Annotated in this window: 10 protein-coding genes and 1 pseudogene; 6 read left to right on the plus strand and 5 right to left on the minus strand. The window is 69.1% G+C overall.

Annotated elements, in window-relative coordinates; translation table 11 throughout:
- Nucleotides 1–132: 132 nt before the first annotated feature.
- From B9S61_RS22355 to B9S61_RS22365, 4 genes and pseudogenes are all read left to right on the plus strand, one after another.
- Nucleotides 133–2155, plus strand: a pseudogene (locus B9S61_RS22355) (PhoX family phosphatase).
- Between the two features lie 647 nt (nucleotides 2156–2802).
- A complete protein-coding gene (locus B9S61_RS41630; RefSeq protein ID WP_219819941.1) occupies nucleotides 2803–3009 on the plus strand; it encodes a hypothetical protein in 207 nt (68 codons plus the stop codon).
- Nucleotides 3009–3761, plus strand: coding sequence for an AAA family ATPase (locus B9S61_RS22360; protein WP_219819942.1), 753 nt, complete (start codon nucleotides 3009–3011; stop codon nucleotides 3759–3761). Before B9S61_RS41630 ends, B9S61_RS22360 begins: the two co-directional genes overlap by 1 nt.
- Nucleotides 3762–3770: 9 nt before the next feature.
- Entirely contained in the window at nucleotides 3771–4187 is a 417-nt protein-coding gene (locus B9S61_RS22365; RefSeq protein ID WP_103543865.1) for a MerR family transcriptional regulator, read from the plus strand.
- Nucleotides 4188–4334: 147 nt separating this feature from the next.
- Here B9S61_RS22365 and B9S61_RS22370 read toward each other — a convergent pair whose 3' ends face one another.
- The 3 genes from B9S61_RS22370 to B9S61_RS22380 all read right to left on the minus strand — a co-directional run bounded on the left by B9S61_RS22370 (nucleotide 4335) and on the right by B9S61_RS22380 (nucleotide 7785).
- Nucleotides 4335–4754 carry a hypothetical protein gene (locus tag B9S61_RS22370; RefSeq protein WP_103543866.1) on the minus strand — a complete coding sequence of 140 codons (420 nt, stop codon included), beginning with the start codon at nucleotides 4752–4754 and terminating at the stop codon, nucleotides 4335–4337.
- Nucleotides 4755–5734: 980 nt separating this feature from the next.
- The gene (locus B9S61_RS22375) at nucleotides 5735–7336 is read right to left on the minus strand and encodes a peptide chain release factor 3 (protein ID WP_103543867.1); all 1602 of its coding nucleotides are present in this window, start codon (nucleotides 7334–7336) and stop codon (nucleotides 5735–5737) included.
- Nucleotides 7333–7785 (minus strand): MerR family transcriptional regulator, encoded by a 453-nt coding sequence (locus B9S61_RS22380; RefSeq protein ID WP_103543868.1) that lies wholly within the window; start codon nucleotides 7783–7785, stop codon nucleotides 7333–7335. Before B9S61_RS22380 ends, B9S61_RS22375 begins: the two co-directional genes overlap by 4 nt.
- A gap of 965 nt (nucleotides 7786–8750) precedes the next feature.
- Here B9S61_RS22380 and B9S61_RS40980 point away from each other — a divergent pair.
- Nucleotides 8751–8909 carry a hypothetical protein gene (locus tag B9S61_RS40980; protein WP_181007480.1) on the plus strand — a complete coding sequence of 53 codons (159 nt, stop codon included), beginning with the start codon at nucleotides 8751–8753 and terminating at the stop codon, nucleotides 8907–8909.
- A 145-nt stretch (nucleotides 8910–9054) separates the two neighbouring features.
- Here B9S61_RS40980 and B9S61_RS22385 read toward each other — a convergent pair whose 3' ends face one another.
- The gene (locus B9S61_RS22385) at nucleotides 9055–9525 is read right to left on the minus strand and encodes a hemerythrin domain-containing protein (protein WP_103543869.1); all 471 of its coding nucleotides are present in this window, start codon (nucleotides 9523–9525) and stop codon (nucleotides 9055–9057) included.
- A 304-nt stretch (nucleotides 9526–9829) separates the two neighbouring features.
- The gene (locus B9S61_RS22390; RefSeq protein ID WP_103543870.1) at nucleotides 9830–11332 is read right to left on the minus strand and encodes a SulP family inorganic anion transporter; all 1503 of its coding nucleotides are present in this window, start codon (nucleotides 11330–11332) and stop codon (nucleotides 9830–9832) included.
- Nucleotides 11333–11740: 408 nt separating this feature from the next.
- Between B9S61_RS22390 and B9S61_RS22395 the strand changes: the two genes are divergently transcribed.
- Nucleotides 11741–12139, plus strand: coding sequence for a MerR family transcriptional regulator (locus B9S61_RS22395; protein ID WP_103543871.1), 399 nt, complete (start codon nucleotides 11741–11743; stop codon nucleotides 12137–12139).
- Nucleotides 12140–12181: the final 42 nt, after the last annotated feature.

The raw sequence follows: 12181 nt of genomic DNA on the forward strand, positions 1-12181 counted from the left end.
GGTGTTCACCGTTCGGCTGCGTCGGCGCACGCGGGGCACACCCAGCGTCATTCATCGACATCCACCTATACATCGGTGGCGACACTCCCGTCCCCCAAACGCGTGGAGGAACTTGTGCCCGAACAGCCCGACATCCGCACCGGCCTGCCCCTGCTGCCCGCCGGCCACAACACTGCGCGGTCAGCCCTGACCTGCCGCTACCGCGGCGCCGACGCCTGCTCCCACGACGCCCCGAACCGCTCCCTCACCCCGTACTTCGGTGACATCGTGCAGCGGGCCCTCTCACGCAGAGGCGTCCTCAAAGGCAGTGCCGTGATCGCCCTGGCCGCCGGTGGAACCACCCTCGCGGCCTCTCCCGCACCCGCGGCGCCCACGGCAGGCCGCCGCCCTCCGCGCGGCCTCGGGTTCGAGCCGGTCGCCCCGAACACCGCGGACGCCGTGACGGTCCCCGACGGCTACGCCCAGCAGGTGGTCATCCGCTGGGGCGACCCGGTCCTCGCCGGGGCTCCGCGCTTCGACGCCCGCCGACAGAGCCCTCGGGCCCAGGCGTGGCAGTTCGGATACAACGCCGACTACATGGCCCTGCTCGGCCTGCCGCACCGCCGCGACCACCAGCTGCTCGTGGTCAACCACGAGTACACCAATGAAGAGATCATGCACTTCAGCTACGACCCGGCCGATCCGACACGTGACCAGGTGGAGATCGCCTGGGCCGCCCACGGCCTCACCGTCCTGGTGGTTCGCGCCGACAACCGTTCCGGCCGCCTGTGGCCGATGGCCGGCGACCCGTTGAACCGCCGCATCACGGCCACCACGCCCATCCGGTCCACTGGCCCGGCCGCGGGCAGCGACCTCCTCAAGACACACGCCGACCCCACCGGCCGCACGGTCCTGGGCACCCTGAACAACTGCGGCGGCGGCATCACGCCCTGGGCAACCGTCCTGTCGGGCGAGGAGAACTTCAACCAGTACTTCGCGAACGCAGCCACCGTCAACGACCCGGTCGCCAAGACGCGCCTGGCCCGGTACGGCCTGCCCACCGGGGCGAGCGGCCGCAAGTGGGGGCGCTTCGACGACCGCTTCGACATCGCCAAGGAGCCCAACGAGCCCAACCGGCACGGCTGGATCGTCGAAATCGACCCGTACGACCCGACGTCGACCCCGCGCAAGCGCACGGCCCTGAGCCGCTTCAAACACGAGGCCGCCGAGCCCCGCCTGACCCGCGACGGCCGGGTCGCGCTCTACATGGGTGACGACGAGCGCTTCGACTACCTCTACAAACACGTATCGCCCCACTCGTACCGCAAGGGTGTCAGCCGCACCGCCCGCGAGCACAACATGAGGCTGCTCGACGAAGGCACCCTGTACGTCGCCAAGTTCACCGGCGACAGTCCAGCAGATGAGGTCGACGGCACCGGCCGGCTGCCCGAGGACGGCGCCTTCGACGGCGGCGGCGAGTGGATCCCACTCGCCACGAGCGACATCTCCCACGTGCCCGGCATGAGCGCCGACGAGGTCGACGTCTTCACGCGACTGGCCGCCGACAAGGTCGGCGCCACGAAGATGGACCGCCCCGAGCACGTCGAACCCCACCCCCGCACGGGCCGCCTCTACGTCGCCCTGACCAACAACAAGGACCGCGGCGCCACCGGCAGAGCCGGCCCCGACGAGGCCCGCAAGGGCAACAAGCATGGTCACGTCCTGGAACTGGAAGAGCGACGCGGCGGCGCCGCCTCCAAGTCCTTCAGCTGGCGCCTGATGCTGGTCTGCGGCGACCCCGACGACCCGTCCACGTACTTCGTCGGCTTCGACAAGAGGCGGGTCAGTCCGATCTCCCGCCCGGACAACCTCGCCTTCGGCCCCCACGGCAACCTGTGGATCGCCACCGACGGCAACGCACTCGTCTCCAACGACGGGCTCTTCGCCGTGCCGGTCAAGGGGTCCGAACGCGGACATGTACAGCAGTTCCTCACCATGCCCAAGGGCGCCGAGTGCTGCGGCCCGACCATCACCGAGGACCGCGTCCTCGTGGCGCCCCAGCACCCGGGCGAAACCAACGGCGCCACGGCCGAGAACCCGGGCTCCGTGGCCCGACGGACCGGGCGGCATTCCGCGGCCGTCGGTCGTGACGGTGTGGAAGGAACGGCGCCAGTAAATGGTGCCAACCGCGCACCCGGGCGGTGACCGACTGCGCAGGCGGCAGCGGCCCCCTACGTCGGCTTTCCACCGACTGCACCCCAGAAGGCACAGGAGTACAGAACGCGCCGCATCACGTGCTGGCCGGACGCCAGCCCGGGTCGTCAACCAGCATGATCACGACCCTGACCCGCTTGCCCACCGCTTCGCGGGTCCAGCCTTCACCACCACATCCCCATCGGTCGTCGCCAGGATGGTCCGATGCACCGCGCGTGCATCGCTGCCACCGACGAGGGCCTCTCCGCACGGCGGCACTGAGACGCCTAGCGTGGCGGCTGCGCCCGGTTGAAAGCCTGCGCCGCCAGGACGCCGCCCGCTGAGATCCAGATTCGTCACCTTGCAGGCCGGCGATTGCTCACCGCCCACCGAGGAAGACGCCGCCGTGTTCTCGGTTGGGCCGGTCCGCGTCGGTCGTGATCTTCAAGTGGTGGCCACGGCCGGTCGTTGGACTCGGCGTCATTCTGAGCTCCCGGACAACCGGCCCCATCCCGGCAGCAACCGGTCGGCCTGGGCCGTACGATGCAGACGCTGGTGCTTCCACCGGCACCTGGGTACAGATCCAGCGGACCTCATTGACAGCGGCGGGCAAGAAAGGGTGACAGGCGTATGGCAGCGAACGCCGGCCACCTGAAGGCCCTGGTGCGCGCGCACGCCTCAGCGGACGACGATCTTTTCTACAGCGTCGCCTTGCAGGTGGCGGCGAAGTCGGCGCGTCAGGGCCAGGGGAAGTTCGCTGTGGAGCTGAGGGAACTGGTCGAGGCCGCTCGAACGAAGCAGAGCACAGAGCTGGTGGCCGTGCTGCCACTCCAGTAGTGCAGCCCCGGGGCGAGCTGTCGAGTCTGCTGACCGCGGGCTATCCCGACACCCAGCTCGATGACATGACCCTTGACTCGGAACTACGCGCATCGCTGGACCGGGTACTGCACGAACAGCGGCAACGCGCCCGTCTGGAGCGCTTTGGTTTCACCCCCGTGCACCGGATCCTGCTGTCCGGCCCCCCGGGAACCGGCAAGAGCATGACCGCCGCCGCCCTAGCCGGTGAGCTGAAGCTGCCGTTGTTCACCATCCGTCTAGACGGGTTGATCAGCCGGTTCATGGGCGAGACTGCGGCCAAGCTCCGCCTGGTCTTCGACGCCGTCGCCCAGACGAGAGCGGTGTACCTCTTCGATGAGTTCGACGCTCTGGGGGCGGAGCGGGCCGCGGGCAACGACGTCGGTGAAGCCCGGAGAATCCTGAACTCGTTCCTGCTGTTCCTGGACGAGGCTCCCTCGGAAAGCCTGGTCGTGGCGGGTACCAATCATCACCAGCTCCTGGACCGGGCGCTGTTCCGCCGCTTCGACATGATCGCCACTTACGGTCCGCCTACCGCTGACGAGGCCGTGCAGGTGATACAGCGTCGGCTAGCCGGAATGGACACAGGGACAGTACGGTGGGACGCCGTGACAGACAGTGCATCGGTGGTGCCCTGGCGGGCCACCACGCTGACACCGCGCTCCGAGCCTGCTGGCGGGGGCGGGCCGAGCTTGGCCCGCGTGAAGACCGCCATGGGCATGCCGCGACGCTGATGGACGGCCTTGAGACGGCCGAACGAGAGTCGGCACAGCTCGCCCAAGAGATACCCGACGCCTTCCAGCCGGACGGGCCTGTCCCTGCGCACGATCCGTCACTACGAGGAAGTGGGTCTCGCCGTACCCTCCGCCCGCAGCAGGGGCGGGTTCCGCCTCTACACAGAATCCGACGTCGAACGCCTCATGGTGATCCGCCGGATGAAGCCTCTGGACTTCTCCTTGGAGGAGACCCGGGAGCTGCTCGATCTCATCGACAGCCTCAAGGCGGCCGGTGAGGCCGGTGGAGACACCGAGCGTTTGCGGGAGCGGCTGGATTCCTACCGCCAGGTCGTCGACGCTCGGTGCGAGACGCTGCGTGCACGTCTGGAAATGGCCGAGGACTTCGCCGCCGCACTGCACCGCAGGCTTCCCACGAGCGACTGACCCCCCGTCCTTTCCACTGCGCAGCGTCCCCACTTCTGCACCCGCGCCTCGCGTCACCCGTGCAGCTCGAGGCTGTCCGGACCGGACGGCCGGGGTCAACCGAGAGCGGCTGCCGTGGCGGTACCACAGGTACTGCCTCGCCCGCGTTCACGGGTGGAGCAGGTGGAAACGGCCAGGCATGGGCTCCACACGCAACGGGGCGCGGACGTCGAGCGCTGAGGTGCCGTCGATGTCGAGCCGGTAGGCGCCCCATGGACGTGCGTAGCGCAGACGCCGGACGCGTCGGGTAGCGAAGGCGTCGCTGTGCACCTCGAGACGGCCCTGGACCGTCAGGTCGATACGGAGGGGCTGCTCGGCGGGGGCGGTGATTTTCTCGTTGTCCAGGAGCAGGGAGGCGCTGCCGGCGTGGGGCTGAAGACAGGTGATGGTTGCCTGGCGGACGGCGATATCGAGGTCGCCGCCGGGAAGATGGATGCCGATGACGTGTCGCCGGTGGGCGCTGAAGCCGATCAGTTCGGAAGGACTCCGGTCCGGTGGGCGTTCGACGAGCAGGGGCAGGTCCCACAAGGCCGCGGCGCGTAGGCCTGATCCCGCAAGGAGCCGCCCGCGTACAGCAGGAAGTGGACGCGGGGTCGTTGCCGGCTCCGGGGCGCACGAGGGCTCCGCTCGGTCGAGGGCACCGGGCTGAGCTCGACGCTCCGGACACCCTGGTTCGTCAGGCGCCGGCACAGAGTCACGGCCCGTTCGTGGTCCGCACTGCCCCCGCGCAGCACACCGACCACCGCCCGTGCCGCTGGCAGTTCGCCGGCGAGCCGCACGGCAGCGGACAGCAGGCGCTCCTGGTCGAGTTCACTGCCTGCCGGATCTGCCCCGGGAGTGCGGCTGGTGCGGGACGGCATACATGCTCCTGACGTGCTCATGGGATGCGGGTGCCAGAGCCGGGAGGGGCCGCGCTCGGACGGAAGGCGGATTCGCGAGACCAGGTCTGAGGTCAGGGCAGGACGCCCGGCCTCGCGAGCGGCAGTGCATGACTGCCCCGGGCGTACCCGCCTCGCCCCGACCACACCTTCCGGGGGCGGGACTTTAGCGGGCACCCGACCGCACATCTCTAACCTAACGCGAGAGTTACCCGTGTGGGAAATCGCTCGCGCAGTGGGGTCGAACGTCCCTTCAACTCTGCTTACACGATAGATTTGATCATGTCGGTGGGATTCCTGGACATGTCCCGCCAACGCGGCGGCCCCGGTAGGTCCTCCACTCGACGGTGGTACCGGGGCCGCCACCTCGCACGCCGGTCCGGGCCGACAGCTCCGCCTTCTTGCCGTCAGCCCCGGTTCCATGTCTCGCACCGTGGAACGAGGGTCCGCTCCCCCTTCCCAGGCCCGGCCGGCTGGCCGCCGCTGGGGCGCGCGGCCGAGTCCTCCGGGAGCACGACCATCATGCTCACCGACGCTTCTGGAAGGTGAGGTTCGGCTGCTCCCGAGACAGGACTTGCCAGGCGTGGCCCGGGCTGCGGTTTCTGCGAGAAGAGCCGGGTCCGGCGAGCATCACTCGTGCGCGGCGAGAAGGGTGTCGAGTCGGGCGGCAGGAAATTCGCGCTGGAAGGAGTTCGCCTGCCAGCGGTCCGGGAACAGCGCGAGCTGGGCCTTGTCGCGAATCCTGGTCAGTGCCTCGCCCTTGACCAGCCGGGAGCGGTTGAGGGCGTCGGCGCCGGCCGCGTCGGTGGCCCGCGCCAGGTGATAGGGCAGCATCTCCAATTTCACAGCGGCGGAGAATTCTCCCGCCATCCGTGCGCTGACGACGTCGAACTGCATCGGTCCCACCGCCGCGAGGACGGGCGCCTGATCGCCTCGCAGGTCGGAGACGAGGACCTGGACGACTCCTTCCTCGTCCAGCTGCGCGATGCCGCGCCGGAACTGCTTGGATCGGCTCAGGTCGACCGGGCGGACCACGGCGAAGTGTTCTGGCGCGAAGGTCGGCATGGCCGGGAACACGGCCGGCTGGCCGGCGTAGAGGGTGTCCCCCACGCGCAGGGCTGCGGCGTTGACGAGACCGACCACGTCACCGGGGTAGGCGATGTCGACCATGGAGCGGTCCTGGCCGAACACGCTGTGCGCGTACTTGGTGGCGAACGGCTTGCCGGAGGCTGCGCGAGTGACCGTCATACCGCGCTCGAAGATGCCCGAGCAGATCCGCATGAAGGCGATCCGGTCGCGGTGGGCGGGGTCCATGTTGGCCTGCACCTTGAACACCAGTCCGGAGAACGGGGCGCTCACCGGCCGGGCTCCCCCGCCCTCCAGCTCGCGCGGCCCGGGTGGCGGGGCGAGGTCGACGACCGCGTCGAGCAGCAGCCGTACGCCGATGTTGGAGACGGCCGCGCCGAAGAACACCGGCGTGGAACGGCCGGCCAGGAACGTCTCCTGGTCGTGTACGGCGCCGTCGATCTGCAGGAGGTCCAGTTCCTCGAGCGCCTTGCCCCAGTCCGCTCCCTCTTCCAGAGCGGCCTGGTGGGCGGAGACGGTTTCCTCGATCGCTTCGCGCGCGCCGCCGGGGGTGCGGGTGTAGCGCAGCATCCGTCCGGGCTGCCGTACGTCGACCAGTCCGCGCAGGTATCCGGCGTCGCCGACCGGCCAGGTGACGGGGGTGGGCTTGAGGCGGAACTCCCGCTCGATCTCGTCGAGGAGCTCCAGGGCCTCACGGCCGGGCCGGTCCCACTTGTTGACGAACGTGATCACCGGGATGCCCCGGTGACGGCAGACGTCGAAGAGCTTGCGGGTCTGCTCCTCCAGACCCTTGGCCGCGTCGATCAGCATCACGGCGCAGTCCACCGCGGCCAGCACCCGGTAGGTGTCCTCCGAGAAGTCCGCGTGACCAGGGGTGTCCAGCAGGTTCAGCACGCATTCCCGATGAGCGAACTGCAACACGGCGGAGGTGACCGAGATACCCCGGGCCTTCTCCATCTCCATCCAGTCCGAGGCGACCCCGCGCCTTCCGGCCTTGCCGTGCACCGCGCCCGCCTCGGTAATGGCGTGCGCGTGCAGGGCGAGGGCCTCGGTCAGCGTCGACTTGCCCGCGTCCGGGTGGCTGATCACCGCGAACGTCCGCCGACGGGCCGCCTCGGACGCCGCCCAGTCACTGCTCGCGCTCATCGGACGGCCTCCGTACCGCCGTCGGCCGCCGTGGCGGCGTCCATCACCCGGGCCAAGTGGTCGTGCAGGGAGCGGGCGAACTCCTCCGCCCGCCCCAGTTCCCGGCGCAGGTCGTCGCACCGCGCATCGGCATCGACCCAGTACTCGCGCAACTGTGTCACCAGTTCCTCGTGTGCTTCGCTGTCATTTTCCGGCAGCGGTGATCCGTCGGCGGGCAGCTGCTCCAGCAGGTCCAGCACGCCTCGTACGTCCTCCAGGCACAGCCCCAGGGGCCGCATGCGCCGCGCCAGCGCCAGCCGGCGCACCTCGGCCTCGGTGTAGAGCCGGAAGCCGCCTTCGCTGCGCTCGCTGGGGGTGACCACACCGACGTTCTCGTAGTGGCGGATCGTCCGCAGGGACAGACCCGTGCGCTCGGACACCTCGCCGATCTGCATCAGCCTTCCAGCCACGGCCTCACCGCCTCGCGTCGCCTGTCGGCTCATCTTGCAACTACAAATCTACCGTGACGTTAGGGTAGATTGACAATCGCTGCTACGAGGACGGTTCCGACAGGCCGCCGTCGTCGTCAAGCGGCGCCGTCCCCTTTCCCCCGAGGGACGGCGCCGCCCCCGATCTCCCACGGGCGGGGGCCAACCCTGGCCGTCGGCCGCCCACCCCGCTTCCCAGGAGTCCGAACGCCATGCGCATGGGTGTGGACCTCGTCTTCGCGGAAGGCTTGGGCCCGCCCCGGCCGCGGTCGGGGTCCGGGCTACGCCCGGATCTCGTCTGCCGCGCGCCGGGCAGGGTGAGCAGCTTCGGCGCCGTCCCCGAGCAGCGGCCGGCGCAACTTCCGCCACGGCCCGGGAACGGCTTCGAAAGCAGGCCGACAGCGGCAAGCGTCACTACTCTAACGGAAGGTAAGAGTTGAAGCTCAAGTCCTCCGCTCCAATGTCCTGCGCGCCTCCACGTGGGGAAAGAGTGCGCGCCCGGGCCGGCGGTGTTCGAAGGTGGACATCGACGGGCTGGGCACAACGGCCGGCTGGGAGCTGAGCCGTGAGCACGACGCAACCCCTCGCGCAGGCATGCCAGAGCCGCGCCGGGCCGCGAAACCTGCAAATGGCAGGGCTGCGCAGCGGTCTCGCGGTCCGCGGCCGGTGGCGGCCCCGGGATTGGCGCACCGACGCGCCCGCCCCTGTGGCCCGAGGCGGGACCAACGATCACCACCCTGGCCGCCATTTCTAACCTAACGCAAGAGTCAAGAGGCGCATAGACGCCGTCAGCGCGGGAGCGCCGAAGTCCACCCCTGCCGTACGGAAAGAGTGCGGACCCCAGTCGAGCCACTGCAGAGATCCCCCTCGGCACGGCACTTCCGGGCCGCCACTCCCCACAGGCGTGATGCCGGCAGCCTTGGTCGGCGCCGGCAAGCGACTCGTCCATGACGGGCGACGACGTGCTGTCTGCCCACGTGGACAAACCGCTTCTGCCGACGGTTTTCCTCCGCACCTTGCCCGAGTGCTACGACATGCACCTCGAGGAAGGCCGCGACGTACCTCGCCCGCGAGAAGCAGCCGCGGTCATTCCGCAGGGTGCGTGACAAGCAGCTCATGCCGCTGATCGAGCAGGCCCGCGCGGAGTCGAGCGGCACCTGCACCACCGGATCACCCGGGCCTGCGCCGCAGGGGTTCCGACGTGTCATCCGGCGAAGCGGTCACCACCGCCACCCGTTGTCCGGCACGGGGTCATATCGGACCCAGCACCTCTCCGGGTGCGGCTGCCAGCTCCAAGGTGTCGAGCACAGTGAGCAGTTGCCGCTCCTCGTACCGGAAATGGTTCTCCATGATCGCGGCGATGCCCTCGAGGTGACGGTCGAGCTCCTCGGGCGGCGCGGCCCGGTCGACCGCGGCACGGAGACTGCCGAGCAGGTGCGCGATCATCGCGTGATCCTGCTCGAGCGAGCGCAGCACCGGGCGGAGCTCCGGATGCGCAGCCGCGACGGCCGGGAACAGGGTGCGGTCTTCGCCCTGGTGATGGCCGTCGAGGGCTGTGCAGAAACCATGGCAGTACAGCAGCAGTTCACGGGTGGCGGCCTCACCGGGGGTGCCGCCGGCAAGGGAAGCGCGGGTCACGGACAGCGCTTCTCGTAGTCGGCTGTGCACCTGGCGGAGTTCCTGGCTCCAGGCGACGAGCCTGGTCGTCTCGCGCTCAGACACGCGCGAGCGAAGGGTGCGACGAGTGCATCGTCGACCTCCTTCGGTCCGGCGCCTCCATGCCTGACACGGTCTGCCACCGGCACGCGACGCTTGTCACACACTACCGGGCCTCATGCCCGTCGACACCGCTGTCGTCCCATCCGCTGAGCCTCCCTGGCCGCCCAGGAGCGAAGCAGGCGCTTGCCGTTCGGGAGAGCGGACGGACACGGACCGGACCTGCGGTGGGGACGGTCTCCCGAAACGCCCCTGCCATGGACAGGCCGCCTGCCCCGCGTGGGTGGTGCGGGGCAGGCGGCCTCACGGGTCAGTGACCGCCGGTGAGTTGTCCGGCCAGGCGCTGGTGCATGTCGGCGCTGGGCTCGTTGAGGCCGACGATGGTGACCTTCTTGCCGCGCTGGGCGTACTTGGTCTCGATGGCGTCGAGCGCGGCGACGGAGGAGGCGTCCCAGATGTGGGTGCCGGACAGGTCGATGACGACGTCGTCCGGGTCGTCCTTGTAGTTGAACTGGTAGACGAGGTCGTTGGAGGAAGCGAAGAACAGTTCGCCGGTGACCGCGTAGACGACCTGCTTGCCGTCGGGGTCGACGACGCCGGAGACGTTGGCGAGGTGCGCGACCCGCTTGGCGAAGATGATCATCGCGGCGATGGTGCCGACGACCACACCGATGGCCAGGTTGTGGGTGGCGACCACACAGATGACGGTGACCGCCATGACGATCGTCTCGCCGACCGGCATGCGCTTGAGCGTCTTGGGCTGGATCGAGTGCCAGTCGAACGTGCCCACCGAGACCATGATCATGACGGCGACCAGGGCGGCCATGGGGATGTCGGAGACGATGGGGCCGAAGACGACGACCAGGATGATCAGGAAGGTACCGGCCAGGAAGGTGGACAGACGGGTACGGGCACCCGAGACCTTCACGTTGATCATGGTCTGGCCGATCATGGCACAGCCGCCCATGCCGCCGAAGAAGCCGGTGACGATGTTGGCGATGCCCTGGCCGATCGACTCACGGGTCTTGCCCGAGTGGGTGTCGGTGATGTCGTCGACCAGCTTGGCCGTCATCAGCGACTCCATCAGGCCCACCAGCGCCATGGCGAGCGCGTAGGGCGCGATGGTGGTCAGGGTGTCCAGGGTGAAGGGCACGTCGGGCAGTCCGGGCACCGGCAGGGACGAGGGCAGTTCGCCCTTGTCGCCGACGTTGGGGACGGCGATGCCCGCGGCCACGGTGATCACCGTCAGCACGACGATGGAGACCAGCGGCGCCGGGATCACCTTGGTGACCTTCGGGAAGAACACCATGAGGGCCAGGCCGCCGGCGAGGAGCGGGTAGACGGCCCACGGGACGTCGTGCATCTCCGGCACCTGGGCCATGAAGATCAGGATGGCCAGGGCGTTGACGAAGCCGACCATCACCGAGCGCGGCACGAACCGCATCAGCTTCGCCACCCCGAGCGCGCCCAGGATCACCTGGAAGACACCGGCCAGGATGACGGCGGCGATCATGTAGCCGAGGCCGTACTCCTGGTTGAGCGGCGCGATGACCAGGGCGATGGCGCCGGTGGCGGCGGAGATCATCGCCTTGCGGCCACCCACCACGGAGATGACGACGGCCATGGTGAAGGAGGCGAACAGGCCGATGCTGGGGTCGACGCCGGCGATGATCGAGAAGGAGATCGCCTCGGGGATGAGCGCGAGGGCGACGACCAGGCCGGCCAGCACCTCGGTGCGCAGGACCTTCGGGGAGGCAAGCCAGTCGGGCTTGGACATGCGGAACCTGGGAGCCGCGGACAGCGGTGAGGACATGCAACCGTTCCTGTTCAGGCGCACGCGTCCGTTGCCGCTGGACACACGCGCAGGGCGTACGTGATTCCACGAGAGAGCGGAATCTCCCGGCAGCCCGGCCGCCTCGGCGGGGGCCTTGCCGGACAGGGCGGCAACCTTCTGGTCGCCGGTCAGGCATCATTGCCTGGAAGTCTTCGGTGCCGTTACAGGCTCCGTCGCGGCCTGCGCTGCGGCGGTTGCGCCCCTACCGTGCGTGGAACCGCGGAGGCGAGCACATCCGGAAGTCTACCCTGACGTGAGCACAGGGTGCGCGGTGCGGCTTGTGAATCGCAGGTGAACAGCACACGAGTTCCTGTGATTGTTCTCACGTAGACTGGCGCACTTGACTGTTTCGAAATCAGGCGGATCACAGAGGGAGATGGCTCAGCGATGACGGAACCCCGGCAGATGCAGATCGGCGAGGTAGCCGAGCGGACCGGTTTGTCGTTGCGCACCATCCGTCATTACGAGGAAGTCGGCCTGGTTATTCCCTCGGCCCGCAGCAAGGGCGGCTTCCGGCTGTACACGGCGGCGGACGTGGACCGGCTGATGGTGATCCGCCGCATGAAGCCGCTCGACTTCTCCCTGGAGGAGATGCGCGACCTGCTGGACATCACCGACCGGCTCTCCGCGTCCGACGATGCCCCCACCGGAGAGGAGAGGGACCGGCTGCGGGAGCGGCTCGACTCCTACCGGAAGGTGGCCGACGCGCGCTGCGAGACACTCCGCGCCCGGCTGGCGATGGCCGAGGACTTCGCCGCCACGCTCCGGCAGCGACTCACACACTGACCCGGCGGCAGAGCGCACGGCAGACGACCGATCACCACGAAC

The organism is Streptomyces sp. SM1, from assembly GCF_002910825.1.
GTDB lineage: Bacteria > Actinomycetota > Actinomycetes > Streptomycetales > Streptomycetaceae > Streptomyces > Streptomyces okerensis.

Coding starts and splice junctions, on each gene's coding strand:
- B9S61_RS22395 (WP_103543871.1), top strand. CDS start 11,741: ATGACGGAACCCCGGCAGATGCAGATCGGCGAGGTAGCCGAGCGGACC.
- B9S61_RS22375 (WP_103543867.1), bottom strand. CDS start 7,336: ATGAGCGCGAGCAGTGACTGGGCGGCGTCCGAGGCGGCCCGTCGGCGG.
- B9S61_RS22390 (WP_103543870.1), bottom strand. CDS start 11,332: ATGTCCTCACCGCTGTCCGCGGCTCCCAGGTTCCGCATGTCCAAGCCC.
- B9S61_RS40980 (WP_181007480.1), top strand. CDS start 8,751: ATGACGGGCGACGACGTGCTGTCTGCCCACGTGGACAAACCGCTTCTG.
- B9S61_RS41630 (WP_219819941.1), top strand. CDS start 2,803: ATGGCAGCGAACGCCGGCCACCTGAAGGCCCTGGTGCGCGCGCACGCC.